Below are 22,259 nucleotides of genomic sequence, written 5' to 3' on the forward strand. Positions count from 1 at the left end.
TCAGGAGCGCTCGTCGGTGGCCTCGCCCGCCGGGGCGTCGGCCCGATCGGCCTTCGCGTCGGCCTTGGCCTCCGCCTTCTCCGCCTTCTTGGTGTCCTGCTCGGCCTCCCGCGCGGCCAGCGCGAGCCGGACCGCCTCGTCGTAGCCGATCGGGTCGCCGGGGACGACGTCGAGGATGGACCGGTCCTTGACGACGACCTCGGTGGTCATCGAGTCCACCAGGTTGCGGGCCGTCGCCAGGTCGACGTCGGTCACCAGGGCGAGCCAGTGCGAGGACAGCCGCGGGGTCAGCAGCGGCACCTTGATGCGGGGCATCCGCTTGTTCTTCAGCGTCGCGGCCCGACGCAGCATGTCGACGTAGCGCAGCACGTCCGGGCCGCCGATCTCGAACGTCCGGCCCTCGGCCCTCGGCTCGCCCAGGACGCCCACCAGGTAGCGGATGACGTCCGGGAGCGCCACCGGCTGCGTCTTGGTGTCCACCCACTTGGGGGTGATCATCAACGGCAGGTGGTCGACCAGCTGCCGGGTGATCTCCCACGAGATGCCGCCGTGGCCCACGACGACCGCTGCCCGCAGCGTGGTCACCGGCACGGGCCCGGCGGCCAGCAGGTGCTCGACCTCGCGGCGCGAGCGCAGGTGCGGCGACAGCTCCTCGTCCTCGCTGCCCAGCCCGCCCAGGTAGATGATCTGCTGCACCCCGGCCTGCTCGGCGGCCCGGGTGAAGTTGCGAGCCGCCTGGGCGTCCTTGTCCTCGAAGTCGGCGGAGTCCAGCGAGTGCACCAGGTAGTAGGCCGCGTCGGCGCCGCGCAGCGCCTCGACCAGGGAGTCGGGGTCGGACACGTCCCCGCCGACGGCGGTGCCGGCGCCGGAGTAGTCGTCGGGGTTGCGGGTCATGGCGCGGACCTCGTGACCGGCCTCGACGAGGGCGTCGCACAGGTGCGAGCCGATGAAGCCCGAGGCGCCGGCGACGAGCACGGTGCGAGTCATGCCCTCCAGCATGACCGAGCCGCCCCAGCGCGCCACCCGGGAGCAGGGGCGCCGACGGCGGCCCCGCTCCCGGGCGGCCCGGTCAGCGGGTCGGCCGCCCGTCACCCAGGTCGGCCAGGAACGACGCGACCCACGCCGTCGGTGCCTGCCAGTTGATCGTCAGCTCGTTGGTCGACCACGAGCCGATGTCGTCGACGTAGCAGGTCTGCGAGGCGCAGCCGTCTTCGAACAACGGGGTCGACACGGGGTCGCCGGTCTGCGCCGTCGTCGAGTTGGGACCGCCGGCCAGGGTTCCGGGCGGCGGGTTGGGCGAGGACGGGTCGACCTGGTTGGCGTACATCCGGCTGTGCTGGTTCTCGGAGTACACCGTCCCGTAGCCGGTGACGTAGGAGTTGTTGAGCGCGTTGCGCCCCAGCAGGTAGTCCATGCCCTCGACGACGGCGTCGGCGTACTTCTGCTGCCCGCGGATGTCGTAGGCGGTCGCCAGCACGATCATGTTGTTGAGGACCTGGCTGTTGGAGCCCCAGACGTAGTCGTCCTCCGGCGGCGCGTAGGGGTGGCCGAAGGGCTGCGAGGCCGCATCGGCCAGGTACTGCTCCGCGGCCTCGACCACCGACAGCCGGACGCGGTTGCGGTCGCGCAGGTCGTTGGGCACCGTCGCCAGGTTCATCCGGCCCAGCGGTGCGACGTTGCCCCAGTCGTAGCCGTCCGCGGTGAAGACGTCGCCCCTGTGGTGCGGCGAGGCCACCAGGTCGCGCTGGAACTGCTGCTCCCCGGTGGTGATGAACAGCTCCGCCGCGGCCCAGTAGAACTCGTCGCTCGGGTCGGGGTCGTTGTACGGACCGCTGCCCGGGTTGGGGTCCAGCGCCGCGTTCGGCGCCGGGACCAGCAGGTCGGGCGTGGCCTTCGCCGCGGCGTACGCGGTGCGGGACGCCTCGAGCAGCTCGGCGGCGAACGCCTCGTCGTACGGCGCCCACAGCCGGGCCCCCTGCGCCGCGTTGGCGGCCAGGTTGAGCGTGCCGGTGGTCGAGGGCCGGTACAGGACGCGGCGCTGCGGGTCCGCGGCCGGGTCCAGCGGCAGCCCGGTCCAGTCCACGTCGGCGACCTTGTGGTTCGTCATGCCGGCGTACTCCTGGCCCTCCGGCACCTGCATGGTCAGCATCCACTCGAGCTTCCAGCGGGCCTCGTCGAGGATGTCAGGGACGCCGTTGCCCGTCTCCGGCACGCGCAGCGTGGAGTCGCCCAGCGCGCCGGGGGTCACGACGTCGGCGTGCAGGGTGCGCTCGTGCTGGCTCAGCATGGTCGCCAGGGCGATGCCGGCCGGGACCATGTACTTGCCGTGGTCGCCGGCGTCGTACCAGCCACCGGTCACGTCCCGGGTGCCCTCGCAGGTCCACGGCTCGTCGAACAGCAGCTGGGAGTCGTCGTCCAGGTCCTGGCAGGGCACCTCGGTGTCGCCCTGGTTGGGGGCGACGCCCACATGACCGGCCGCGCGGCCGTACCCGGGGGCGATGGAGTCGAGGATCTCGATGCCGCTGCGGTTGGTGTAGAAGAACGTGAGGGCGTCGACCCTCAGCTCGTCGTAGATGTCGTCACCGATGGCGAACGGGTAGCTGGTCTCGCCGTCGGCGGTCAGGGTGAAGGCGTCGCCGGTGGCGCGCACCCAGCTGAAGTCGACGGTGTGCACGTCGAGTCCGGCGCTCGGGTCGAACCCGGCGGGAGCGGTGCGGCCGCGGGCCACCACGGTGTCGCCCTGGCGCAGCTGCCACGGCAGGGCCGTGGTGGCGTCGGTCACGAGCGTGGCGCGCTTCGGACCCTCGGGCAGGTAGCCGACCTGGTTGACGCGCACGCGGGGGCCGGTGTCGGGTTCGTACTCCCCGGGCTCGGCCCCGCCGGTCAACGACACGTCGTCCACGCACAGCCGGTAGGCGGTGGGGTTGGTGATGTCCTGCTGGAACGCCAGCTCGGCGTTCGGGTAGTCGACGTCCGGGGTGAACGTCCACCGGAACGACTGCTCCTGCGGCGTCAGCGGCGCCTTCTGGGCGGGGAGGAACTGCTCGTAGTTGCGGTCCGGGCCGGCCTGGACGACCACACGGATGTTGGCCTCGGTCGCCGGCTCGGTGAGCATGTCGACGCTCAGGGCGTACGTCTCGCCCGCGACCAGGGGGACGAGCTGGGTGATGGCGGCGCTGTAGGCGCCGCTGCCGGCGGGCACGTCGATGCAGCCGCGGCCGTCCACCACCGAGGCCGCGGGGTAGGCGTTCCAGCCGGTCAGCCCGTCGTCGAAGGAACCGTTGGTGACCTGCTCGGGGGCGTCCGCGGCGGCGGCGCTGCCGGTGCCGAGGGCGCCGGCGGTCAGGGCCAGCGCTGATGCGGTCGCCACGGCGAGGCCGCGGCGGGCGCGGCCTGGGCGGGCGCCGCCGGTGCGGCTGACCGGGGTCGGGAGAGGGGACATGAGGGACCTCCGGTCCACGTCGTCGTGGTCGCGACGTGGGAACGTTCCCACTCGCTCGGGACCACGATGACCTGAGCGGTGACCGCTGTCAACAGGACGCGGTCAGGGGCGCCCGGACGGGCAGGGGCCCTCGCCGCTCAGGTCGAGGCGCGCAGCACGAGGTGCGTCGGCAGGACCAGCGGGGCCTCGGGCGGGGGCTCGCCCGCGAGCAGACCCAGGAGGAGGCGGGTCGCGCCCCGGCCCAGGTCCTCGATCGGCTGGCAGACGGTGGTGAGCGGTGGGCTCAGGTGCCGGGCGAGCGGGCGGTCGTCGAAGCCGACGACACCCACGTCGCCGGGGACGGCCGTGCCGGCCTCGCGCAGTGCGGTCAGCGCGCCCGCCGCCATCAGGTCGGAGGCGACGAAGACGCCGTCCAGGTCGGGCACCTCCTGCAGCAGCCGCTGCATGGCGCGGTACCCGCCCTCCTCGGTGAACTCGCCGTCCGCCTGGTGCCGGGGGTGGGTCGGGAGGCCCGCCGCGGTGACCGCGTCGCGCCAGCCGGCGACGCGGTCCGTCCCGGCGCTCATGTCCTGCGGGCCGGTGATGGTGGTGACCACGCGTCGACCCGTGCCGATGAGGTGCTCGGTGGCGGCCCGGGCGCCGCCCCGGTTGTCGACGTCGACCGACGGCATGGTCCCGGCGCTGGGTCGGCCCGCCGTCACGACCGGGACCCCGGCCGCGAGCAGCGCCGCGGGCAGCGGGTCGGTGTCGTGGGCCGAGATCAGGATGACGCCGTCGACGTGGCCGTCCACGGCGTGGCGCTGGATCTGGTGCCGCTGGGCGTCGGTGCGGGGCAGCGACAGCACCAGCAGCAGCCCGGCGTCGGTGAGCTCGGCGTTGACCCCGCGCAGGATGCCCGAGAAGAAGGAGTCGGTGAAGACGACGTCCTCGGTCTCGGGGACGACGAGGGCCACGGACCCGCTGCGGCGGCTGCGCAGCGACCGGGCGGCCAGGTTGGGCCGGTAGTCCAGCTCGTCGGCGGCCTTGAGGACCGCGGCCCGTACGGCGGGGGACACCGCGCTGGACCCGGTGAGGGCCCGGCTCGCCGTGCCGCGCCCGACGCCGGCCCGGGTGGCCACGTCGACGAGCGTGGCGGGACGGGGCCGGTCGGAGGTCACGGTCGGCCAGGCTACGCCGCTGCCGTGACCCCTCAGGCGACCTCGCCGCGGACCAGCCGCCACCGGGCCGCGGCGGTGGCGACGACGGCGAACAGCACGGGTCCGGCCCAGGCCCAGGCGAGCCCGACCCCCTGCGCGGGGGAGGGGGTGTCGGTCAGCGTGGTCAGCAACGAGGTGCTGTAGGTGCTGACCGCGAGCTTCGCGGGCAGGGCACCGAACGTGCCGACCAGGCCCTCCCACAGCACGACGTACACCAGGCCCCAGACGAGGGCCCGGCGGACGGCAAGGCCGAGGAAGGCGAACAACCCGGCGTAGCCCAGGCACGCGGCGCCCGCGGCGTAGGCCGCCGCGACCACCAGCATCGGGCCGCCGCCCGCCGTGACGGCGAGCACCACGGCCGCCAGGACGGCGAGCGGGGCGGAACGGACGAACACCGCGAGGGTCGCGGCCAGCGCCAGCTTCCACCGGGGGACCGGGCGCAGCCAGAGGTAGACCAGCGTCCCGTCGTCGCGCAGGTCGCCGACCACGGCCGCGGCCTGCACGAGGCTCATCAGCGGCGCGTACAGCGTCAGCACCAGCACCGTGAGCAACGTGACGACCTGCTCGTCCGGCACCCCGCCGGCGTCGGCCCGGAGCCGTACGACCAGCCCGATCGCGCCCAGCGCGACCGCGGCGGCGACGGACAGGATCAGGCGCCAGCGGCCACGGGCGGCCCGCATCAGCACGGTGGTGAGCAGCCAGACCGAGGCCGACGGCCCCCGCCCCTCGTGCCGGCCCGCCTCGTGCCGGTCGGTCTCGTGCCGGTCGGTCTCGTGCTGGTCGGTCGGAGCCACGTCGTCCTCCTGCTCGGCGTTCGGCCGGTTCATCGGGTCACCAGGTAGCGGAAGACGCTGTCCAGGTCGTCGTCCAGCGGGCGTACCTCGTGCAGCACGGCGCCGACCGCGAGGGCGCTGCCGGCCAGGGCGCGCCGCAGGGCGGGGGCGGCGAGGGTGTCGACGACGACCCCGCCGCCCCGGGCGCCGGCCGGGACGGCCTCCTCGACGGTGACCGCGACGACACCGGGCAGACCCACCAGCGCCGCGGCCAGCTCGCGGGGCCGGTCGGTGCCCACCCTGACCTTCATGGGGCGGTCGTCCAGCAGCTCGCGCAGGCCGTGCGAGGTGCCCGCGGCCACCGCACGACCCTGGGCCATGACGAGCACCCGGTCGCTGATCCGGTCCAGCTCGCCCAGCACGTGGCTGGACACCAGCACCGCGTGCCCCTCGGCGCCCAGGTCGGCGACCAGGTCCAGCACGGCGATCCGCTGCCGCGGGTCCAGGCCCTCGACGGGCTCGTCCAGCACCAGCAGCCGGGGCCGGTGGACGATGGCCTGCGCGATCTTGGCCCGCTGGCGCTCACCGCCGGAGCGCTCGCGCAGCGGCCTCGGGTCGGCCGGGTCGAGCCCGACCCGCTCCAGCGCGCGCAGGGTGGCCTGCTCGGGGTCGGCCACGCCGACCAGCCGGGCGGCGGTCCGGACGAACCGGGTCGGGCTCTCGTGCTCGAACATCGCCTCCTGCTGGGGGGCAATGCCGACATCGCGGTAGACCTCCGGGTGCCGGCGGGGGTCCACCCCGAGCAGCCGCACGTGGCCGCGCGAGGGGCGGGTGAGGCCGCACACCAGGCGCAGCAGCGTGGACTTGCCGGCCCCGTTGGGTCCCAGCAGCGCCGTCACACCGGGGCGCAGCGACAGGTCGACCCCGGACACCGCGACCACCGTCCCGTACCAGCGGCTGACACCGACGAGCTCGGCGACGGGGGCGTCGCCGGCGGTGTCCTGGGCGGTGCGGTCGGGCAGGGGTCGGTCGGGGCGGGACCGGTCGGTGTCGACGCTCATCGGGAGACCTTCGTCCGGGCGTAGGAGGTGAGGACCACGGCGGTGGGGACGGCGACCCAGGCGCACCAGGCGGTCACCAGCTGCCACAGCGGCACGTCGGACAGGCCGGTGCTCCCGTCCAGCAGGCGGCTCGGCATCTCGAACGCCACGGACACGACGTCACCGAGCAGCACCGAGGACGGCGAACCGGTCGCGAACAGGATCCCGGTGACCGCCCCGCCGAGCAGCAGCACGACGGCGATGACGGCCGTGGCGACGATGCGTCGCGAGGTGAGGCTCGACACCGCCGCGCCGACCGCGGCCAGGGGCAGGGCCAGCAGCGGGGTCGCGACGAGGACGCGCCAGAGCACGTCCAGCGTGCCCAGCAGGGCGGGTGGGTCGTCGCCCGTGGCCGCGAGCCCGACGACCAGCAGCAGCGGCGGCCCGAGGGACACCAGGGCCAGCAGGGCCAGCAGGGCCCCAGCCTTGGCCAGCAGGTAGGTCCAGCGGGTCAGGGGCGTGGCCAGGTAGCGGCCCAGCATCCCGGTGCGCTTGTCGGTGCAGAACAGCTCGGGGACGACGAGCGCGGCGAACCCGATCACGGCGGTCGTGATCAGCCCGTAGTAGCCCTGCACGGACTGCAGCAGCGTCTGGTCCAGGACGTCGCCGACCAGCACCGACACCCCGACCAGGGCGACGGCCGGCAGGTAGGCGACGAGGACCACCAGGCCGATCGGGACCTTGCCGCCGAACGGCCGGCCGAAGCCGAGGCCGCGACGCACCGAGTACCGCATCAGGCTGCCGACCGCGCCGGCGGTGCCGGCGCGGGCCCCGTCGTAGGGGCGGTAGCCGGTGTCGAGCAGCCGGGACGCCTCCTCCGGCGCCCTCACGCCGCACCGCCCGTGGTCTCCAGGTAGGTGTCGACCAGGCCGTGCCGAGGTTCGGACAACCGGTGCACGTCCGCGCCGGACTCGGCCAGGGCCCGGGTCAGGGCGTGCTCGTGCGAGGGCTCGGTCATGGTGACCTGCAACCGGGCCAACCCGTCGCCCTCCTCGTGCCGGTCGCGGGCCCGCCCGTCGGTGGGGGCCGTCGGGGCGGCGACGGTGAGCCCGCCGGCCCGCAGCGCGGTGGTGACGGCCCGCGCGGACGCGGCGTCGATGACCACCAACCGGGTGGTCGAACGCTCGGCGGCGCCCCCCAGGCGGGACGAGCTGGCGCGGCCGTCGGTGAGGATGACCACGGCGTCGCAGACCTGCTCGACCTCGGCCAGCAGGTGCGAGCTGAGCAGCACGTGCATGCCGAGCTCGGTCCCCAGCCGACGCACCAGCACCAGCAGGTCGTCACGCTGCACCGGGTCGAGGCCGTTCGTGGGCTCGTCGAGCACGAGCAGCTGCGGGTCGTGGGCGATCGCGCAGGCCAGCTTGACGCGCTGCTTCTGCCCCGTCGACATCGTCCCGACGCGACGGGTGCGCTCCTCGCCGAGGCCGACCAGCCAGAGCGCGTCGCTGCTGCGCTGGCGGGCGGCGCTGCGGGGCAGGCCCTGCACCTCGGCCAGGTGGGAGACCAGGTCCACGGCGGGCACGTCGGGCGGCAGCACCTGCAGCTGCGGTGAGTAGCCGATGCGTGGTCGCAGCCGCGGGCCGTCGGTGCGGGGGTCGAGCCCCAGCACCTCGATGTCGCCCGAGGTGGGGCGCTGCAGGCCCAGGAGAAGGCCGATGAGGGTGGTCTTGCCCGCCCCGTTGGGGCCGAGCAACCCGGTCACCCCGGCCCCGACCTCGACGTCCGCGCCGTCCAGGACGAGCCGGTCGCCGATGCGCAGCCGCAGGTCGCGGGTCCGGACCACCGTCACGGGCGTCGTCGCGCCGGGGGGAGCGGTGCTCGTGGTGTTCGTGGTCGTCGTCACGGCACGACGCTCCCAGGTCCCGGGCGCCGTCGGTAAGGGGGACAGCCGCAGGGCGGGGCTCGGGCTGGCCCGCCGCGTCCGACGTCACCCGGCCCGGGTGACCCTCAGCCGGACGCCGGCACGGTGGTGCTGCCGTCCTCCGCGATCGGGAAGCCCGGGTTCCACGACACCTCCCACGGGTGACCGTCGGGGTCGGTGAACACCCCGGCGTACCCGCCGTACGGCGTGTCGGAGGCCGGTCGGGTGACCACGGCCCCGGCCTTCTCCTCGACCTCCTGGCCCCGCCAGCCGAGCGCCTCGTAGAACGCCCGGGCCCGGGGCAGGTCGCGGACGCCGAGGGTCACCAGGCTCAGTCGCTGCTCCACCCGGCCAGGCTAGGGGCCGTCTGCAGCTGCAGGCTGAGCTGGTCGCCGACCTCGACGAAACCCAGGGCGCGGGCGACGCGGCGCGACGGCTCGACCCTGGCCCGCCACTGCGGCAGCAGCCCGGCCCGAAGGGCGTGGGCCACCGCCGCCGACGCCGTCCGCCGACCGAGGCCGCCGCCCCGCTCCGTCCGGGCCGTCAGGACGCACAGGTGCGCCGCCCCGCCCGGCCAGGCCCGGTAGCCGCTGGCGGCCAGGACCCGTCCGCCCCGGCCGCGCGCCACGAACGCCGGCGAGGTGATGCCGTCCAGGCCGCTCTCCTCGGCCTCGTCCGGGACCACCGACGCCAGCAGGTCGACGACCTCGGCGCCGGAGCGCTCGACCGTCGTCACGACCGGTCCCGGCGCAGCGGCCGGGGTGAAGTCTCGGTCGGTGAGGTAGGCCAGGCGGGCCGGTCCGAGGGCGTAGCCGACCCGGAACCGCCCGGACCACGACGCCACGTCCGCGGCCCGGGCGACCCCGAGCTCGTCCAGGTGCTCGCGCACCGTGGCGGCGACGGCCTCGTCCGGGGCCGTCGCGAGCACCCCGTCGCCCACCGTCACCAGGCCGACGAAGCCCGGGGGGCAGAACCGGGACGCCGGCGACGCGACGACCGTGGCCCCGTCGCCGAACCGGACCGGGACGCCGGCCAGCTCCTGCCAGAGCCGTCGGGCGGTCAGGACGACGTCGGCGGGCACCCGCGCGATGGTGTCAGTCGCGGGGGACCGGCGCGGTCAGGGGGTCCGGCGCACGGCGCGTCCGGCCGGACACGGTCTCGACGGCCAGGCCCTCCCGGGCCCAGTACTCGAACCCGCCGATCATCTCGCGCACCGACGCGTAGCCCGCCCGGGCCAGCAGCAGGGCGGCCTTGGTGCTGCCGTTGCAGCCGGGTCCCCAGCAGTGCACGACCAGGTCGGGGTCGGCCGCGGGCGGGGGCAGCTCGTCGAGTCGGTCGGCGAGCTCGGTCAGCGGCAGGTGGACCGCCCCGGGGACGTGGCCCTGCTCCCACGCGGCCCGGTCCCGCACGTCGAGCAGGAGCGGAGCGCGGCCGGCGGCCCGGGCCGCGGCGACGTCGGATGGGTCGGTCTCGTGCCGGAGCCGGGCGGCGAAGTGGTCGACGTTCGTCGTCATGGGGTCAGCGTGCTGCGCCGCGACCGCACAGGGGACTGGCAGGAACGCCAGCAGTCGGGCAGCAACTGCCACACTCGTCCGCGTGCTCCGTGACGTCGTGGCCGTCCTGGCCGAGCCGGTGGCGGCCTTCGAGCTGGGGGTCGTGTCCGAGGTGTTCGGGCTCGACCGCTCCGGTGACGGCCTGCCCGGCTACGACTTCGACGTCTGTGCGGCGACGCCCGGCGTGCTGGCGACGACGTCGGGCTTCGCGGTGACCGTGGCGCACGACCTGACCCGGCTGGGACGGGCCGACCTGGTCGTGGTCCCGTCCTGGCCCGTCGCGCAGGTGCCGTCGGCACCGCTGGTGACCGCGCTGCGTGCGGCCGGCACCCGCGGCGCCCGGCTGCTGGGCGTCTGCTCGGGGACGTTCCTGCTCGCCGCCGCCGGCCTGCTCGACGGTCGTCGCGCCACCACCCACTGGCGCTACTCCGCCCTGCTGGCGCAGCAGCACCCCGCGGTCACGGTGGACGCCGACGTCCTCTACGTCGTCGACGGGCCGGTCACCACGAGCGCGGGCACGGCGGCGGGCATCGACGCCTGCCTGCACCTGGTGCGCGAGGAGCACGGGGCGGCCGTCGCCAACGCGGTGGCCCGGCGCATGGTGGTCGCGCCCCACCGTGGCGGCGGGCAGGCGCAGTTCGTCGAGGCCCCGGTGGCCTCGCCGGACGACTCGACCGGCCTGGCGGAGCTGCTCCACTGGGCGCGCGCGCACCTGGGCGAGGAGCTGACCGTCGACGTGCTGGCCGCCCGGGCGCACGTGTCGCCGCGGACCCTGGCCCGCAGGTTCGTCCAGCAGACCGGTGTCCCGCCCCACCGCTGGGTGCTGGACCAGCGGCTGCTGGTCGCGGAGGACCTGCTGACGGGCAGCGACCTGACGGTCGAGCAGGTGGCCCGCCGCAGCGGCCTCGGCAGCGCGGACACCCTGCGCCACCACCTGGGCGCTCGCCGGCGGCTCAGCCCGAGCGCCTACCGGCGGACGTTCCGGGGCGCCTCGGTGGGGTCGGCCGACGTCTGACGCGCGACGGCGTGCGCACCCGGCCGTTCGCACGTACGTTCGACGGATGAGCGAGAACACGACCACGCCGTCCGAGCCCGCACCCGCCGGTACCGCCCCCACCGACTCCGCCGAGTCCGCCGAGAAGCCCGTGGAGCAGTGGGCCACCGGCGACGAGCCCGCCACCGGGCCGCAGCTCAGCTACCTGCAGACCCTGGCCCGTGAAGCCGGTCGCGAGGTCCCCGAGGGCCTGAGCAAGGGCGACGCGTCCCTGCTGATCGACGAGCTCCAGGGCGTGTCGAAGCGCGTCGAGTCCTGACCTCGTCCGTCGGGCCCAACCCGCTCCACCCACCCGTCCACGTCGCGCCGGAGCACCCGCGCGACGGGGACGAGGTGGTGGCGCTGTACGCGGCGGTCGGCTGGACCGCCTACAGCGAGCACCCCGAGGTGCTCGTCGCGGCGCTGGCCGGTTCCGCGCGCGTCGTGACCGCCCGACGCGACGGGCGCCTCCTCGGTCTGGCCCGCGTCATGTCCGACGGGGCCAGCACCTGCTACCTGCAGGGCCCTCACCACCGCCCGTCGAACCGGCTGCGCGTCACCCGGTCGACCACCGACCAGTACCGCTGCGGGGCCAGCCGGACGAGCACGTCGAGCACGTACGACTCCGCCCCGACCAGGACCCGGCCGCGGCGCCGCTGCACCGCGCGCAGCACCAGGCGCGCGGCCCGGTGGGGCGGCATCCGCAGCAACCGGTCCATCTCGGCGAGTCCCGCCGCCGCCTGGTCGACCGGTACCCCGTCGCCCATCCGGGCCGAGCGGGCGATCGACGTACGCACGCCGCCCGGGTGGACGACGGTGACCCCGGTGCCGGCGTCCCGGAGCTCGTGCCGCAGCGCCTCCGCGAACCCGCGCACCCCGAACTTGCTCGCCGCGTAGGCGGCCTGGCCGGGCGGCGCGGCCAGGCCGAACACGCTGGACACGAACACCAGGTGCGAGCCGGCCGGCATCGACGGCAGGCAGGCGATGGTCAGCGCGACCACCGCGTGCAGGTTGACGGCCAGCAGCCGGTCGACGTCGGCCACGGACACCTGGTCGACCCGCCCGCCCAGGGCCACGCCGGCGTTGTTGACCAGCAGGTCGATGCGGCCGTGCCGGTCGACCACGGCACGGGCCAGGTCGGTGAGGTCACCACCGGCGGCCAGGTCGACCAGGTGCGTGCTGACGTCGGGCGAGCCGCCGAGACGGGCCGCGCGGGCCGTCGCGGCCAGGCCGTCGGCGTCCTGGTCGACCAGGGCGAGCCGGGCGCCGCGCGAGGCCAGGTCGTGGGCCAGGGCGGCGCCGATGCCGCTCGCCGCCCCCGTGAGCAGGCAGACCCGGTCAGCGAAGGTGAACGGCGGCACCGTCCACCCCCTCGACACGGGTCGGGTCCCGGACGACCCTGCGGTGGTGCTCGGAGGCGTCGGGCCGACGCATCGCCCGGCGGAACGCGGCCACCCGGTGCGGCCACAGCGTGGTGTTCCGGCCCTCGGCGTCCAGGTAGAAGCTGGTGCAGCCGCCGGTCACCCAGACCGAGCGGGCCAGGTCGGCCTGGACCTGGGCGCTCCAGGCCTGCTGGGCCGCCCGCGTGGTCTCGACCACCGCGCGCTCGCCCGCCCACAGCCCGGCGCCCGCCCGGTCCAGGACCTGCCGGACGTGGTCGACCTGCGCCTCGATGACCTCCACGATGCTGTTGTGGCCCAGGGCGGTGTTCGGCCCCACCAGGTAGAACAGGTTCGGGAACCCGGCCACGGTGGTCCCGCGCAGGGCCTGCATGCCGGTCTCGGACCAGTGCTGCGCCAGGGTGCGACCGTCCCGACCCACGACCCGGTGCGACACCGGTGGGTCCGTGGCCACGAAACCCGTGCTGCACACCAGCACGTCGAGCGGGTGCTCGGTGCCGTCGGCCGTGACGACACCGGTCGGCGTGACGCGGGTGATGGCGTCGGTCACCAGGTCGACGTCGTCCCGGGTCAGGGCGGGGTAGTAGTCGTCGCTGACCAGGATCCGCTTGCAGCCCAGCCGGTAGCCCGGGGTCAGGGCCCGCCGCAGGGCGGGGTCCGCGACCTGCCGGTGCAGCCAGGCCAGGACCACCCGCTCCGCGACCCGACCGACCGCACGGTTGGCCAGGACCACGTGGTTGAGGTCGTTGCGTCGCAGCACCCGCTCCCGCGAGAGCCGCTGCAGCCACGGCACCCGCTCGAACACGCGCCGACGCAGGGCCGACGTCCCGTGGTCGCCGCGCGGCACCACCCACGGTGCGCTGCGCTGGAACACCGTCAGGTGCGCGGCCCGCTCGGCCACCGGCGGCACCAGCTGCACCGCCGACGCGCCCGTCCCGATCACGCCCACCCGACGTCCGGTCAGCTCGACGTCGTGGTCCCACTCCGCCGAGTGCAGCCGCGGCCCGGCGAACGTCTCCAGGCCGGGCAGGTCGGGCCAGCGCGGCTGCACCAGCGGGCCCGTGGCGACCACCAGCACCTCGGCGGTCCACGCACCCCGGTTCGTGTCGACGCGCCACAGCGCGGCCGCCTCGTCCCACGTGGCCCGGCCGACCTCGGTGCCCAGGCGCAGGTACGGCCGCAGGCCCTGCTGGTCGGTCGTGCGCTCGAGGTAGGCCTTGATCTCGGCCTGGCCCGCGTACAGCGAGGTCCAGCCCGGGTTGGGCGCGAAGGAGAACGAGTACAGGTCGCTGCGGATGTCGCAGGCGGCTCCCGGGTAGGTGTTCTCCCGCCAGGTGCCGCCGACCTCGTCGGCCCGCTCCAGCACCACCAGGCTGCGCTCGCCGCCCTGGCGCAGGCGGGCCGCCATCCCCAGACCGGCGAACCCCGCGCCGACCACGGCGACCCGGACGTGCGCCGCGGTCATCGCGCCACGTACACCGTGCAGGCCGACACCCCGCCGGTGTGGAAGTTGTCGAAGCTGACGACGTGGGCGTCGACCTCGTCGAACACCTGCCGCAGCACGGTCAGGAAGCCGTCGTGGGGCGGGTCGTCCGACCAGAGCCCGAACACCCCGCCGGGGTGCAACGACGCCCGGACCCGGCGCAGGCCGGCCGGGGAGTAGAAGTCCGCGTGGCTGGGGTGCAGCACGTGGTCGGGGGTGTGGTCGATGTCGACCAGCACCGCGTGGAAGCGCCGCCCGGGCACGTCCGGGTCCAGGCCGCCCTCGCCGCGGGCGAGGGCGAAGAAGTCGCCGTGGACCAGTCGGGTGCGCGGGTCGCCGGTCAGCTCGACGCTGCCCGGCAGCAGGTGCCGGGTGTGCCAGTCGATGACCTCGGCCAGCGCGTCGACCACCACGAGCGAGGCGACCCGGTCGTCGGTGAGCACGGCGCGGGCGGTGTACCCGAGCCCGAGCCCGCCGACCAGGACGTCGAGGCCGGGGCCGGGCGAGGGGTCCGCGGTGGCGGCCAGACCGAGGCGGGCCAGGGCGACCTCGGAGTCGGTGAACAGGCTCGACATGAGGAACTCCTCGCCGAGCTTCACCTCGTAGACGTCCACCTGCAGCGTCGGCTCGACGCGGCGTCGCAGGGTGATCTCGCCCATCGGCGTCTCGGCCCAGGCGAGCTCCTCGATCTTCTTGGTCATCGGGCCGACCCTAGGCTCACGCGCCCAGCACCCGCGACAGGCGGGGGGCGCCACCGCTCACACCAGACGCAGCACGTCCCCCTCGGGCTGCCACTGCACGACGCCGTCACGGGCGAGCTCCGTCAACCACCCCTCCATCGGCCACCAGCCCCACGTCCGGTGGAAGAGCGTCGCGTTGCGGACCACGTCGGAGACCTTGTCCCGGCGGCCCACCTCGTCGTGGTGCTGGTGGTAGCCCATCGCACCGCCCACCCAGTGCAGCGTCGCCCCGGCCTGCCGCAGCCGCATCGCGAAGTCGGTGTCCTCGCCGCCGTAGCCCACGTAGCGCTCGTCGAAGCCGCCGGCGCGGTGCAGCAGGTCGACCGGGGCGGCCAGGGACAGGGTCCACAGCAGCTCCCAGCGGTCCTCGGCCAGCAGCTCACCGGGGGCCGGGACCGGGCGGGCCGGGTGCGGCTGCGCCTGCGCCGGCAGGTCGGCGAGGTCGTCGCGGGTCCGCGGGACGTCGGGCGGCAGGTAGCCCACGGGCCCGCCGACCACTCCGCCGGTGCGCCGGACGGCCTCGACGTAGGTGCGGACCAGGTCCGGCGCCGGGACGACGTCGACGTCGAGGAGGACCACCGTCGAGCAGCCCTCGGCCGCGGCGATGCCGGCGTTGCGCGCGGCCGCCAACGGCAACGGCTCGCCGTCGTCGACGGGCAGGTCGACGACGAGCGGGTCAAGGCCGTCCTGACGGGCGGCCTCGCGCACGTCGGGACCGCCCATCTGCACCACGACCCACCGGAACGCGGGCTCGTCCTGCCGGGCCAGCCCCCACGCCTGCCGCTGCAGGTGGTCCAGCCGCCCGCGGACGATCGTCACCACGGCGGTGTCCACGGCGGTGTCCACGGCTGGGCCCACGGTCTGTTCCACCCGCTCATCAGAGCACATCAAGGCCCCCCACCCTGGGCGTAGTTAACCGGAGCCGAATCGGGGTACCCCCCCCTGGTCACGCCTTCGTGGCCCGCCACCCGGCACCCCCGGTCCGGCGGATCGTGCGCCCGAGGTTCGGGCCGTCAGGACGGAGCTCGGATGGTTGACGCCGTGCTGGACCACCTCGCGACCGCCCGCCGGGTGCGACCGCCCGCCGGGGTGGCCATGACGACAGCGGAGCCCTCGGGCCGCCGGCTGCGGATCGGCATCATCGCCCCCGTCAGGTTCCCCATCGCGCAGCCGTTCGCGGGTGGCCTGGAGGCCCACACCTGGTCCCTCGCGCGGGCCCTCACCGCGGCCGGGCACCACGTCGTGCTCTACGCCCACGGCGACAGCGACCGCTCGGTCGCCAAGGTCGTGCCCGTGTTCGCCCCGCCGGAGATCTCCCCGGCCGCCCGGGCCGACATCGCGGCCCCGCCGGAGCACTTCCTGTGGGAGCACCGGTGCATGCAGCAGACCGTGTCGCGGCTGCTCCGCGACGTGGACCGCCTCGACCTGGTCCACAACAACAGCCTGCACTACCTGCCCCTGGCCATGGCCGGGCTCCTGCCCACCCCGATGGTCACCACCCTGCACACGCCGCCCAACCCGTGGCAGGAGGCCGGCGCGCTGGACAGCGGCGGCTGCTCCCGCTTCGTCGCCGTGTCGCAGGACGTCGCCGACCGCTGGTCCGACGTGCTCGGTCCGGTCGACGTGGTCCCCAACGGCCTCGACCCCGCCCTGTGGCCCGCGGGCCCGGGCGGCGGCGACCTGGTCTGGTCGGGGCGCATCGTCCCCGAGAAGGCCCCCCACCTGGCGGTCCAGGCCGCGGCGCGCCTCGGGCGGCGCATCGTGCTGGCCGGGCCGGTGCACGACCACGCCTACTTCGAGGCCGAGGTCGCACCGCTGCTGTCCGCCGACGCCGTGTACGTCGGCCACCTGGACAGCGCCGCGCTCGCCCGGCTGGTCGGGGCCGCCTCGTGCGTGCTGGTCACACCGTGCTGGGACGAGCCGTTCGGGCTGGTCGCGGCCGAGGCCATGCTCTGCGGCACCCCTGTCGCCGCGTTCGACCGCGGCGGGGTCGGTGAGGTCGTCGGGGCCGGGGGCGGGGTCCTGGCCCGGGCCGGTGACGTCGCGGACCTGGCCCGAGCCGTCGTCGCGGCCGAGGAGCTGGACCGCAGCGCGGTCCGGGCGCGGGCGCTGGTCCACCTCAGCGCGGGCTCGATGGCCGAGCGGTACCTCGAGCTCTACTCCGGGGCCGCCGCGTGATCGGCTGGTACGTGCACGACCACGGCTCCGGGCACCGGCGCCGGCTCGAGGCCGTGGCCCCCCACCTGTCCGTGCCCGTGACCGGCATGGGCAGCGGACCGCCCGCGGAGGGCGTCGACTGGCTGCCGCTGCCCACCGACGCGACGGGAGAGCCGGGCGCCGCGGCCGTCGACCCGACCGCCGGCGGTGCGCTGCACTGGGCGCCCCTGGGCGAGGCCGGGATGCTGGGCCGGGCGCAGGCCGTCACGGAGTGGGTACGGGCGACCGGCTGCCGCCTGCTGGTGGTCGACGTCTCGGTGGAGATGCTGCTGCTGGCGCGCCTGCTCGGGGTGGCGACCGTGGCGGTCGTCCAGCCGGGGGTGCGCGACGACACCGCCCACCGGCTCGGCTACGACACCGCGGCCGCGCTGCTGGCCCCCTGGCCGCAGGAGGCGGGTGCCTCGGGGGCCCGTCACGGCCGGACCGAGTGGACCGGGGCGTTCTCCCGCGACGACCGGGCCGCAGCCGCCCTCCCGCTGGTCGGCTGCGACCACGACGGGCGCTGCGTCGCCCTGGTGCTCGGCTCCGGCGGGCACCGCATCGGCCGCGACGACGTCCGTGCGGCGGCCGCGGCCACCCCGGGGTGGTGCTGGCACGTCGCCGGCGAGCTCGGGGCGGGCCCGGACCGCCGTCGTCCGGCCCCGTCGGCCGCGGGCCCAGGTCTGGTCGTGGAGCACGGCACGCTTGCCGACGTCCGCGGCCTGCTGCACCACGCCGACGTCGTGGTCGGGCCCAGCGGCGGAGGCCTGGTCGCCGAGGTCGCGGCCGCCGGGCGACCGTTCCTGGCCCTGCCCCAGCCGCGCCCCTTCGACGAGCAGCACGAGCTCGCCCGGCTGCTGGCCCGGCTCGGGTGCGCCGAGGTGGCCGCCACCTGGCCGACCCCCGGCGTGTGGCCCGGTCTGCTCGACCGCGTCGCGGCCGGTGCCTCCGGGGCACCCGACCGCTGGCTCCGCTGGTCCGACGGTCGCGGCGCCCAGCGCGCGGCCGACCTCCTCGAGCGCACCCTCGCCGCGGTGACCCCCGACCGGCCGGCCCCGCCGGTCGTCCACGGAGGCGTCCGGTGACCGGCGGCGGGGCGACCGGGGTCCGCCCCCGGGTGGTCCACGTCCCCGACGGCCACGCCTACGTCACGCACGTGTCGTCGGTCGACGCCCCGGCGCCCCGGCTCCCGCGGTTCTCGTGGGACGACGGGGCGGCCTGGGTCCGCGAGCACGCGGGCGAGTTCGACGTCCTGCACCTGCACTTCGGGTTCGAGCAGGTGTCGGTGACCGACCTCCGCGACCTGGTCGACGCGCTGGCCGAGGTGGGTCGTCCGCTGGTGTGGACCGCGCACGACCTCACCAACCCGCACCTGGTCGACCAGACCCGGCACGAGCAGCAGCTGGCGGTGCTGGCCGAGCACGCGGCGGTGGTGCTGACCCTGACCCGCGGTGCGGCCGAGGAGATCCGCCGCCGGTGGGGCCGCGACGCCACCGTCGTCCCCCACCCCCACCTGGCGCCGACCGAGGTCCTGGCCCGCACGCGCCCCCGCTCCGTGGGCGCCCCCGTCATCGGCCTGCACCTGGGCATGCTGCGGCCCAGCACCGACCGCAGGATCGTGCTGGCCCTGCTCGACGCCGTCACCGAGCTGCCCACGGCCACCCTCCGCGTCCACCTGCGGGAGGAGGTCCTCGCGGCCGGGTTCCCGCGGCCCGACCGCGACCTGTTCCGCGAGCTGCACCGGCCCTCGCGCGCCCCCCAGCTCGACCTGCGGGTCGGTGGCCGGATGCCGGAGCCCGAGCTCTGGGACGAGCTGTCGTCGCTGTCGGCCCTGGTGCTGCCGTACCGCTGGGGCACGCACAGCGGCTGGGTGGAGAGCTGCTACGACGTCGGGACCCCCGTCGTCGCGCCCGAGGGCGGTCGGTGGTCCGAGCAGCAGCCCGTGCACACGTTCCGCGCCGGTCCCGCCGGTCCCGACCGCGCCTCGCTGGTCGACGCGCTCCGCCGTGCGGTGACGGCAGGGCCCCGTCGGGCCAGCGTGCTCACCGAGCGGGTGTCGGGCCGCGCGCGGGGTGTCCACGAGCACGACCGGGTGCACCGTCTCGCCGCCGCGGGTGGCCGGCGATGACGGGCGCGGTCACGCCCCCCGGCCCGGCACCCGACGCCGGTCCGCCCGCCGGCGTCGACGGACGCACCTGGCACTTCCGCGACTTCTACGGCGTCGGACCGCTGGGTGCGGCGGCGCCGGAGGGGGACGCCCCGCTGCTGGTGGTGCACGGCAACTGCCAGGCCGAGGCCCTGCGGGTGGTCCTGGAGACCAGCACCGACCGGTTCCGGACCGTGCGCGTGCCGGCGGTGCACGAGCTGACCGCCACGGACGTCGAGCCGCTGCAGCGCCTGCTCGCCCGGGCCGACGTGCTCGTCACCCAGCCCGTCCGCACCGGCTACCACGACCTGCCGCTCGGGACCGAGGACGTGCGGGCGGCCGCCCCCGACGCCCGGGTGGTCATGTACCCCGTGGTCCGTGACGGCCGGTTGCGCCCGTTCCAGGCCCTGGTCCGGGTGGACGGTGTCGGCGACCCGCCCGTCGTGCCCTACCACGACCTGCGCACGCTGGCCCTGGCCGCCAGCATCGACGGCTCACGGTCCTCGGCCGCCCCCGCGGGCCGGCCCGCCGTGCCGGCCGACGGCGTCCGCGAGGTCGCCCGCCGGTCCCAGGCCGAGCTGGTCCGTCGGGAGCAGCGGCACGGCACGATCCCCGTCCACGACCTGCTCGAGGCGGCCGGTGCCGACGCCTCCCACACCCTCAACCACCCGGGCAACCCGGTGCTCCTCGGCCTGGCGCGGCGGGTGCTCGACGAGCTGGGTGACGACCACGAGGCCCTCGACCCCGGGCGCACCCTGCTGTGGTCGGTGATGTCACCGCTGGACGCCGACGTGCTCGCGGCCCTGGGCCTGGACACGACCCGCGCCCGCGAGGGCTGGCTCGTGGACGGCGCCCCGGTCCCCGACGACGAGGTGGTCGCCGAGCAGCTGCGCTGGTACGGCCGTCATCCCGAGGTCGTGCGGGCCGGCCTGGAGCGTCATGGCGCCACCATGGCGGTGCTGGGCCTGTGACCGGGCCGCTGCACCACCTCGTGGTGGGGCCCGAACGGCACGGCGTCACCCGCTACGCGGAGCTGCTGCTGGAGGTGAGCGGCACCCCGGCCGCGCAGGTCGTCCGCGTCCCGCGCCGGGTGGGTGCTGCCGACCTGCCCGAGCTGCTGTCGCGGCTGCCTGCCGGGGTGCCCGTCCACACCCACGTCACCGACCACCTGTTCGGGTCCTCGCCCGAGGAGGCGCTCGACGTGCTGCGTGCCCTGGCCGCAGGGCGGGCGCTGTCGGTGACCCTGCACGACCTGCCGCAGCCGTCCGACGGGGCGCCGTGGGCCCGGCGGCGCGCCTGCTACGCCGGCGTCGTCGCGGTGGCGTCCCGCGTGGTCGTCAGCAGCGAGCACGAGCGCGGGCTGCTGACCGACGTGCTGCGCCGGACCGCCGACGAGGCGCGTGGGCACGGGTCGGTCGGGCACGGGTCGGTCGGGCACGGGTCGGTCGACGAACCCCGGGTGCACGTCGTCCCGCTGGCGGCGCCGGCCGGTCGGGACGCTGGGCCGACCGGGCCGTCGGCGACCGGGCCGTCGTCGACCGACCGCGAGGTGGCCGTCCTGGGGTTCGTCTACCCGGGCAAGGGGCACACCGAGGTCCTCGAGGCGCTCGCGGGCCTGCCCGACGACGTCGTGCTCCGCGTCCTCGGCGGGCCGTCGCCGGGTCACGAGGACGTGGTCCGGGGGCTGCGCGAGCGCGGCGCCGCCACCGGGCGCCGGGTGATCGTGGACGGCTGGGTCGACGACGAGCAGCTGCCCGCGCTGCTGCGGCAGGCGGCCGTGCCGGTGTTCGCGCCCCGGCACGTGTCCGCCTCCGGGTCGCTCACGCAGTGGACCGCGGCCGGGCGGCGCCCGGTCGCCACCCGCAGCCGCTACACCGACGAGGTCGAGCGCCGGTCCCCGGGCACGCTCCTGCTGGTCGACGACACCCCCGAGGCCCTGGCCGCAGGCGTGCGGGCGGCGTTGCGCGACCCCGCGTCCACCTGGACCGACGTCGACGCGGTCGTCCCCGACCCCGCCGCGGCCGCCGCCGCGACCTTCGGGGAGGTGGTCGCGTGAACCGGGTCGAGGTGTCCGTCGTGGTGGCCCACTACGACCAGCCCGCGTCGCTGGCCCTGGTCCTGGCGGCGTTGCGGGTGCAGACGCTGGCCCCGGAGCGGTTCGAGGTGGTGGTCGCGGACGACGGCTCGCCCGTGCCGCCCGACGTCGGGGAGCAGCCGTTCCGCGTGGGGGTCGTCATCCAGCCCGACCTGGGCTTCCGGGCGGCCGCGGTGCGCAACCTCGGGGTCCGGGCGACCACGGGGGACCTGATCTGCTTCCTCGACGCCGACACGATCCCCGAGCCCGGGTACCTCGAGGCCGTGCTCGCGGAGGCGGACCGCACGCCGGACGTCCTCGTCGCCGGCCGCCGCCGGCACGCCGAGCTGCAGGGCTGGGGGCCCGAGGAGCTGCTCGACTGGTTCGCGGGTCGTCGGCCGGGGCCACCGGAGCTCACCGAGCCGGAGTGGCTGCTGGACGGCTACCGCTGGACCGACGACCTGCGGGCCGCCGACGACGAGTCCTACCGCTACGTCATCGGCGCCGTCCTCAGCGTGCATCGCTCCGTGCTGGAGCGGGCCGGTGGCTGGGACGAGCGTTTCGTCGGCTACGGCGGCGAGGACTACGAGGTCGTCAACCGCTGCTGGCTCGCGGGGGCCGAGCTGCGCCACGTCCGGGAGGCCGTCGCCTGGCACGACGGCCCCGACTTCTCCGGGCGCGAGGTCGACCGGGTCGGCGTCCAGAACGCGCAGGCCATGGCCCTCGCCCGGTTGCTGCCCTCGGAGGCGACGCGCCCGCCCGGCCTGGTCTGGGAGTACCCGGTCGTGGTGGTGGAGGTCGACGACCGCGGCTGGGGCGAGGAGCAGGCCCTGCTCTGCCTCGCCTCGCTGCTCGCGGGAACCGACGCCGGCGTGTGGCTGCGGGACGGCCACGTCGCGCGCCCCGGCGGGCCGCTCGGTCACGACCCTCGCGTGCACGTGGGCGCGGTGCCGGCGGACGTGCGTCGCCGCTGCCGGGCCGTGGTGCAGGTGGACCGACCCGTCGAGCTGACCGAGCCGCTGCGTGCGCTGGTGCCGCGGGCCCCGGTGGACGTGACGGGGCTCCGGGTCCGGCACGCCCGTCGTCGCCACGCCCCCGTCCCGGTCCCCGCCCCCGATCCTGCCCTCGCCCCCGTCGTGGACCTCACGCGCGACCTCGACGAGGTGCTGTCCCTCGGTGCGGTGCTGCGGCAGCGCGCCGAGGCCACCGCCCGCTGAGCCGACCCCGTCGGTCAGACTGGTCCCACCCGTCCCGCGACGACC

At 75.9% G+C, this 22,259-nt stretch carries 22 protein-coding genes; 8 read left to right on the forward strand and 14 right to left on the reverse strand.

Annotation, left to right across the window (positions count from 1 at the left end; all coding sequences use genetic code 11):
• The 10 genes from ACR80Q_RS02540 to ACR80Q_RS02585 all read right to left on the reverse strand — a co-directional run bounded on the left by ACR80Q_RS02540 (nucleotide 1) and on the right by ACR80Q_RS02585 (nucleotide 9,886).
• Complete coding sequence (locus ACR80Q_RS02540; RefSeq protein WP_435375971.1) at nucleotides 1–987, reverse strand: NAD(P)H-binding protein; 987 nt, start codon at nucleotides 985–987, stop codon at nucleotides 1–3.
• 82 nt (nucleotides 988–1,069) lie between these two features.
• Nucleotides 1,070–3,442 (reverse strand): glycoside hydrolase family 9 protein, encoded by a 2,373-nt coding sequence (locus ACR80Q_RS02545; protein ID WP_435375972.1) that lies wholly within the window; start codon nucleotides 3,440–3,442, stop codon nucleotides 1,070–1,072.
• Nucleotides 3,443–3,579: 137 nt separating this feature from the next.
• The gene (locus tag ACR80Q_RS02550) at nucleotides 3,580–4,599 is read right to left on the reverse strand and encodes a LacI family DNA-binding transcriptional regulator (RefSeq protein WP_435375973.1); all 1,020 of its coding nucleotides are present in this window, start codon (nucleotides 4,597–4,599) and stop codon (nucleotides 3,580–3,582) included.
• 32 nt (nucleotides 4,600–4,631) lie between these two features.
• Nucleotides 4,632–5,465, reverse strand: coding sequence for an ABC transporter permease (locus ACR80Q_RS02555; protein ID WP_435375974.1), 834 nt, complete (start codon nucleotides 5,463–5,465; stop codon nucleotides 4,632–4,634).
• Nucleotides 5,462–6,472: an ABC transporter ATP-binding protein gene (locus ACR80Q_RS02560; RefSeq protein WP_435375975.1), complete on the reverse strand. Its 1,011-nt coding sequence runs from the start codon at nucleotides 6,470–6,472 to the stop codon at nucleotides 5,462–5,464. The genes ACR80Q_RS02555 and ACR80Q_RS02560 overlap by 4 nt, the downstream gene beginning before the upstream one ends.
• Nucleotides 6,469–7,341, reverse strand: a complete 873-nt coding sequence (locus ACR80Q_RS02565; RefSeq protein WP_435375976.1) for an ABC transporter permease — start codon at nucleotides 7,339–7,341, stop codon at nucleotides 6,469–6,471. The genes ACR80Q_RS02560 and ACR80Q_RS02565 overlap by 4 nt, the downstream gene beginning before the upstream one ends.
• Complete coding sequence (locus tag ACR80Q_RS02570; protein WP_435375977.1) at nucleotides 7,338–8,354, reverse strand: ABC transporter ATP-binding protein; 1,017 nt, start codon at nucleotides 8,352–8,354, stop codon at nucleotides 7,338–7,340. The genes ACR80Q_RS02565 and ACR80Q_RS02570 overlap by 4 nt, the downstream gene beginning before the upstream one ends.
• Before the next feature lie 104 nt (nucleotides 8,355–8,458).
• Nucleotides 8,459–8,719 (reverse strand): VOC family protein, encoded by a 261-nt coding sequence (locus tag ACR80Q_RS02575; protein WP_435375978.1) that lies wholly within the window; start codon nucleotides 8,717–8,719, stop codon nucleotides 8,459–8,461.
• Nucleotides 8,704–9,453, reverse strand: a complete 750-nt coding sequence (locus ACR80Q_RS02580; protein WP_435375979.1) for a GNAT family N-acetyltransferase — start codon at nucleotides 9,451–9,453, stop codon at nucleotides 8,704–8,706. Before ACR80Q_RS02580 ends, ACR80Q_RS02575 begins: the two co-directional genes overlap by 16 nt.
• Before the next feature lie 13 nt (nucleotides 9,454–9,466).
• The gene (locus ACR80Q_RS02585) at nucleotides 9,467–9,886 is read right to left on the reverse strand and encodes a rhodanese-like domain-containing protein (RefSeq protein ID WP_435375980.1); all 420 of its coding nucleotides are present in this window, start codon (nucleotides 9,884–9,886) and stop codon (nucleotides 9,467–9,469) included.
• Between the two features lie 82 nt (nucleotides 9,887–9,968).
• On the opposite strand from ACR80Q_RS02585, the gene ACR80Q_RS02590 reads away from it, so the two are divergent.
• The gene (locus ACR80Q_RS02590; protein ID WP_435375981.1) at nucleotides 9,969–10,940 is read left to right on the forward strand and encodes a helix-turn-helix domain-containing protein; all 972 of its coding nucleotides are present in this window, start codon (nucleotides 9,969–9,971) and stop codon (nucleotides 10,938–10,940) included.
• A 46-nt stretch (nucleotides 10,941–10,986) separates the two neighbouring features.
• The gene (locus ACR80Q_RS02595; RefSeq protein WP_435375982.1) at nucleotides 10,987–11,238 is read left to right on the forward strand and encodes a DUF3072 domain-containing protein; all 252 of its coding nucleotides are present in this window, start codon (nucleotides 10,987–10,989) and stop codon (nucleotides 11,236–11,238) included.
• A gap of 247 nt (nucleotides 11,239–11,485) precedes the next feature.
• On the opposite strand, the gene ACR80Q_RS02600 is transcribed toward ACR80Q_RS02595, so the two are convergent.
• Genes ACR80Q_RS02600 through ACR80Q_RS02615 form a run of 4 tightly spaced genes read right to left on the reverse strand, consistent with a single transcriptional unit; the run spans nucleotide 11,486 to nucleotide 15,451 of the window.
• Nucleotides 11,486–12,319, reverse strand: a complete 834-nt coding sequence (locus tag ACR80Q_RS02600; protein WP_435375983.1) for an SDR family NAD(P)-dependent oxidoreductase — start codon at nucleotides 12,317–12,319, stop codon at nucleotides 11,486–11,488.
• Entirely contained in the window at nucleotides 12,297–13,823 is a 1,527-nt protein-coding gene (locus ACR80Q_RS02605; protein WP_435375984.1) for a flavin-containing monooxygenase, read from the reverse strand. Before ACR80Q_RS02605 ends, ACR80Q_RS02600 begins: the two co-directional genes overlap by 23 nt.
• Entirely contained in the window at nucleotides 13,820–14,542 is a 723-nt protein-coding gene (locus ACR80Q_RS02610; protein WP_435375985.1) for a polyamine aminopropyltransferase, read from the reverse strand. Before ACR80Q_RS02610 ends, ACR80Q_RS02605 begins: the two co-directional genes overlap by 4 nt.
• 57 nt (nucleotides 14,543–14,599) lie before the next feature.
• On the reverse strand, nucleotides 14,600–15,451 hold the full coding sequence (locus ACR80Q_RS02615) for a glycosyltransferase family 2 protein (RefSeq protein WP_435375986.1): 852 nt from the start codon (nucleotides 15,449–15,451) through the stop codon (nucleotides 14,600–14,602).
• Between the two features lie 159 nt (nucleotides 15,452–15,610).
• Between ACR80Q_RS02615 and ACR80Q_RS02620 the strand changes: the two genes are divergently transcribed.
• From ACR80Q_RS02620 to ACR80Q_RS02645, 6 genes are read left to right on the forward strand one after another with little or no spacing between them, the layout of a single operon-like run.
• On the forward strand, nucleotides 15,611–16,759 hold the full coding sequence (locus ACR80Q_RS02620; protein ID WP_435375987.1) for a glycosyltransferase: 1,149 nt from the start codon (nucleotides 15,611–15,613) through the stop codon (nucleotides 16,757–16,759).
• Complete coding sequence (locus ACR80Q_RS02625) at nucleotides 16,756–17,862, forward strand: glycosyltransferase family protein (RefSeq protein ID WP_435375988.1); 1,107 nt, start codon at nucleotides 16,756–16,758, stop codon at nucleotides 17,860–17,862. Before ACR80Q_RS02620 ends, ACR80Q_RS02625 begins: the two co-directional genes overlap by 4 nt.
• Nucleotides 17,859–18,905 (forward strand): glycosyltransferase family protein, encoded by a 1,047-nt coding sequence (locus tag ACR80Q_RS02630; protein ID WP_435375989.1) that lies wholly within the window; start codon nucleotides 17,859–17,861, stop codon nucleotides 18,903–18,905. The genes ACR80Q_RS02625 and ACR80Q_RS02630 overlap by 4 nt, the downstream gene beginning before the upstream one ends.
• Nucleotides 18,902–19,894, forward strand: coding sequence for a WcbI family polysaccharide biosynthesis putative acetyltransferase (locus ACR80Q_RS02635; RefSeq protein ID WP_435375991.1), 993 nt, complete (start codon nucleotides 18,902–18,904; stop codon nucleotides 19,892–19,894). Before ACR80Q_RS02630 ends, ACR80Q_RS02635 begins: the two co-directional genes overlap by 4 nt.
• On the forward strand, nucleotides 19,891–20,979 hold the full coding sequence (locus ACR80Q_RS02640) for a glycosyltransferase (protein WP_435375992.1): 1,089 nt from the start codon (nucleotides 19,891–19,893) through the stop codon (nucleotides 20,977–20,979). Before ACR80Q_RS02635 ends, ACR80Q_RS02640 begins: the two co-directional genes overlap by 4 nt.
• Nucleotides 20,976–22,214, forward strand: coding sequence for a glycosyltransferase (locus tag ACR80Q_RS02645; RefSeq protein ID WP_435375993.1), 1,239 nt, complete (start codon nucleotides 20,976–20,978; stop codon nucleotides 22,212–22,214). Before ACR80Q_RS02640 ends, ACR80Q_RS02645 begins: the two co-directional genes overlap by 4 nt.
• The last annotated feature ends 45 nt before the right edge of the window (nucleotides 22,215–22,259 follow it).

This window comes from Aquipuribacter aurantiacus, from assembly GCF_051216895.1.
Lineage (GTDB): Bacteria > Actinomycetota > Actinomycetes > Actinomycetales > JBBAYJ01 > Aquipuribacter.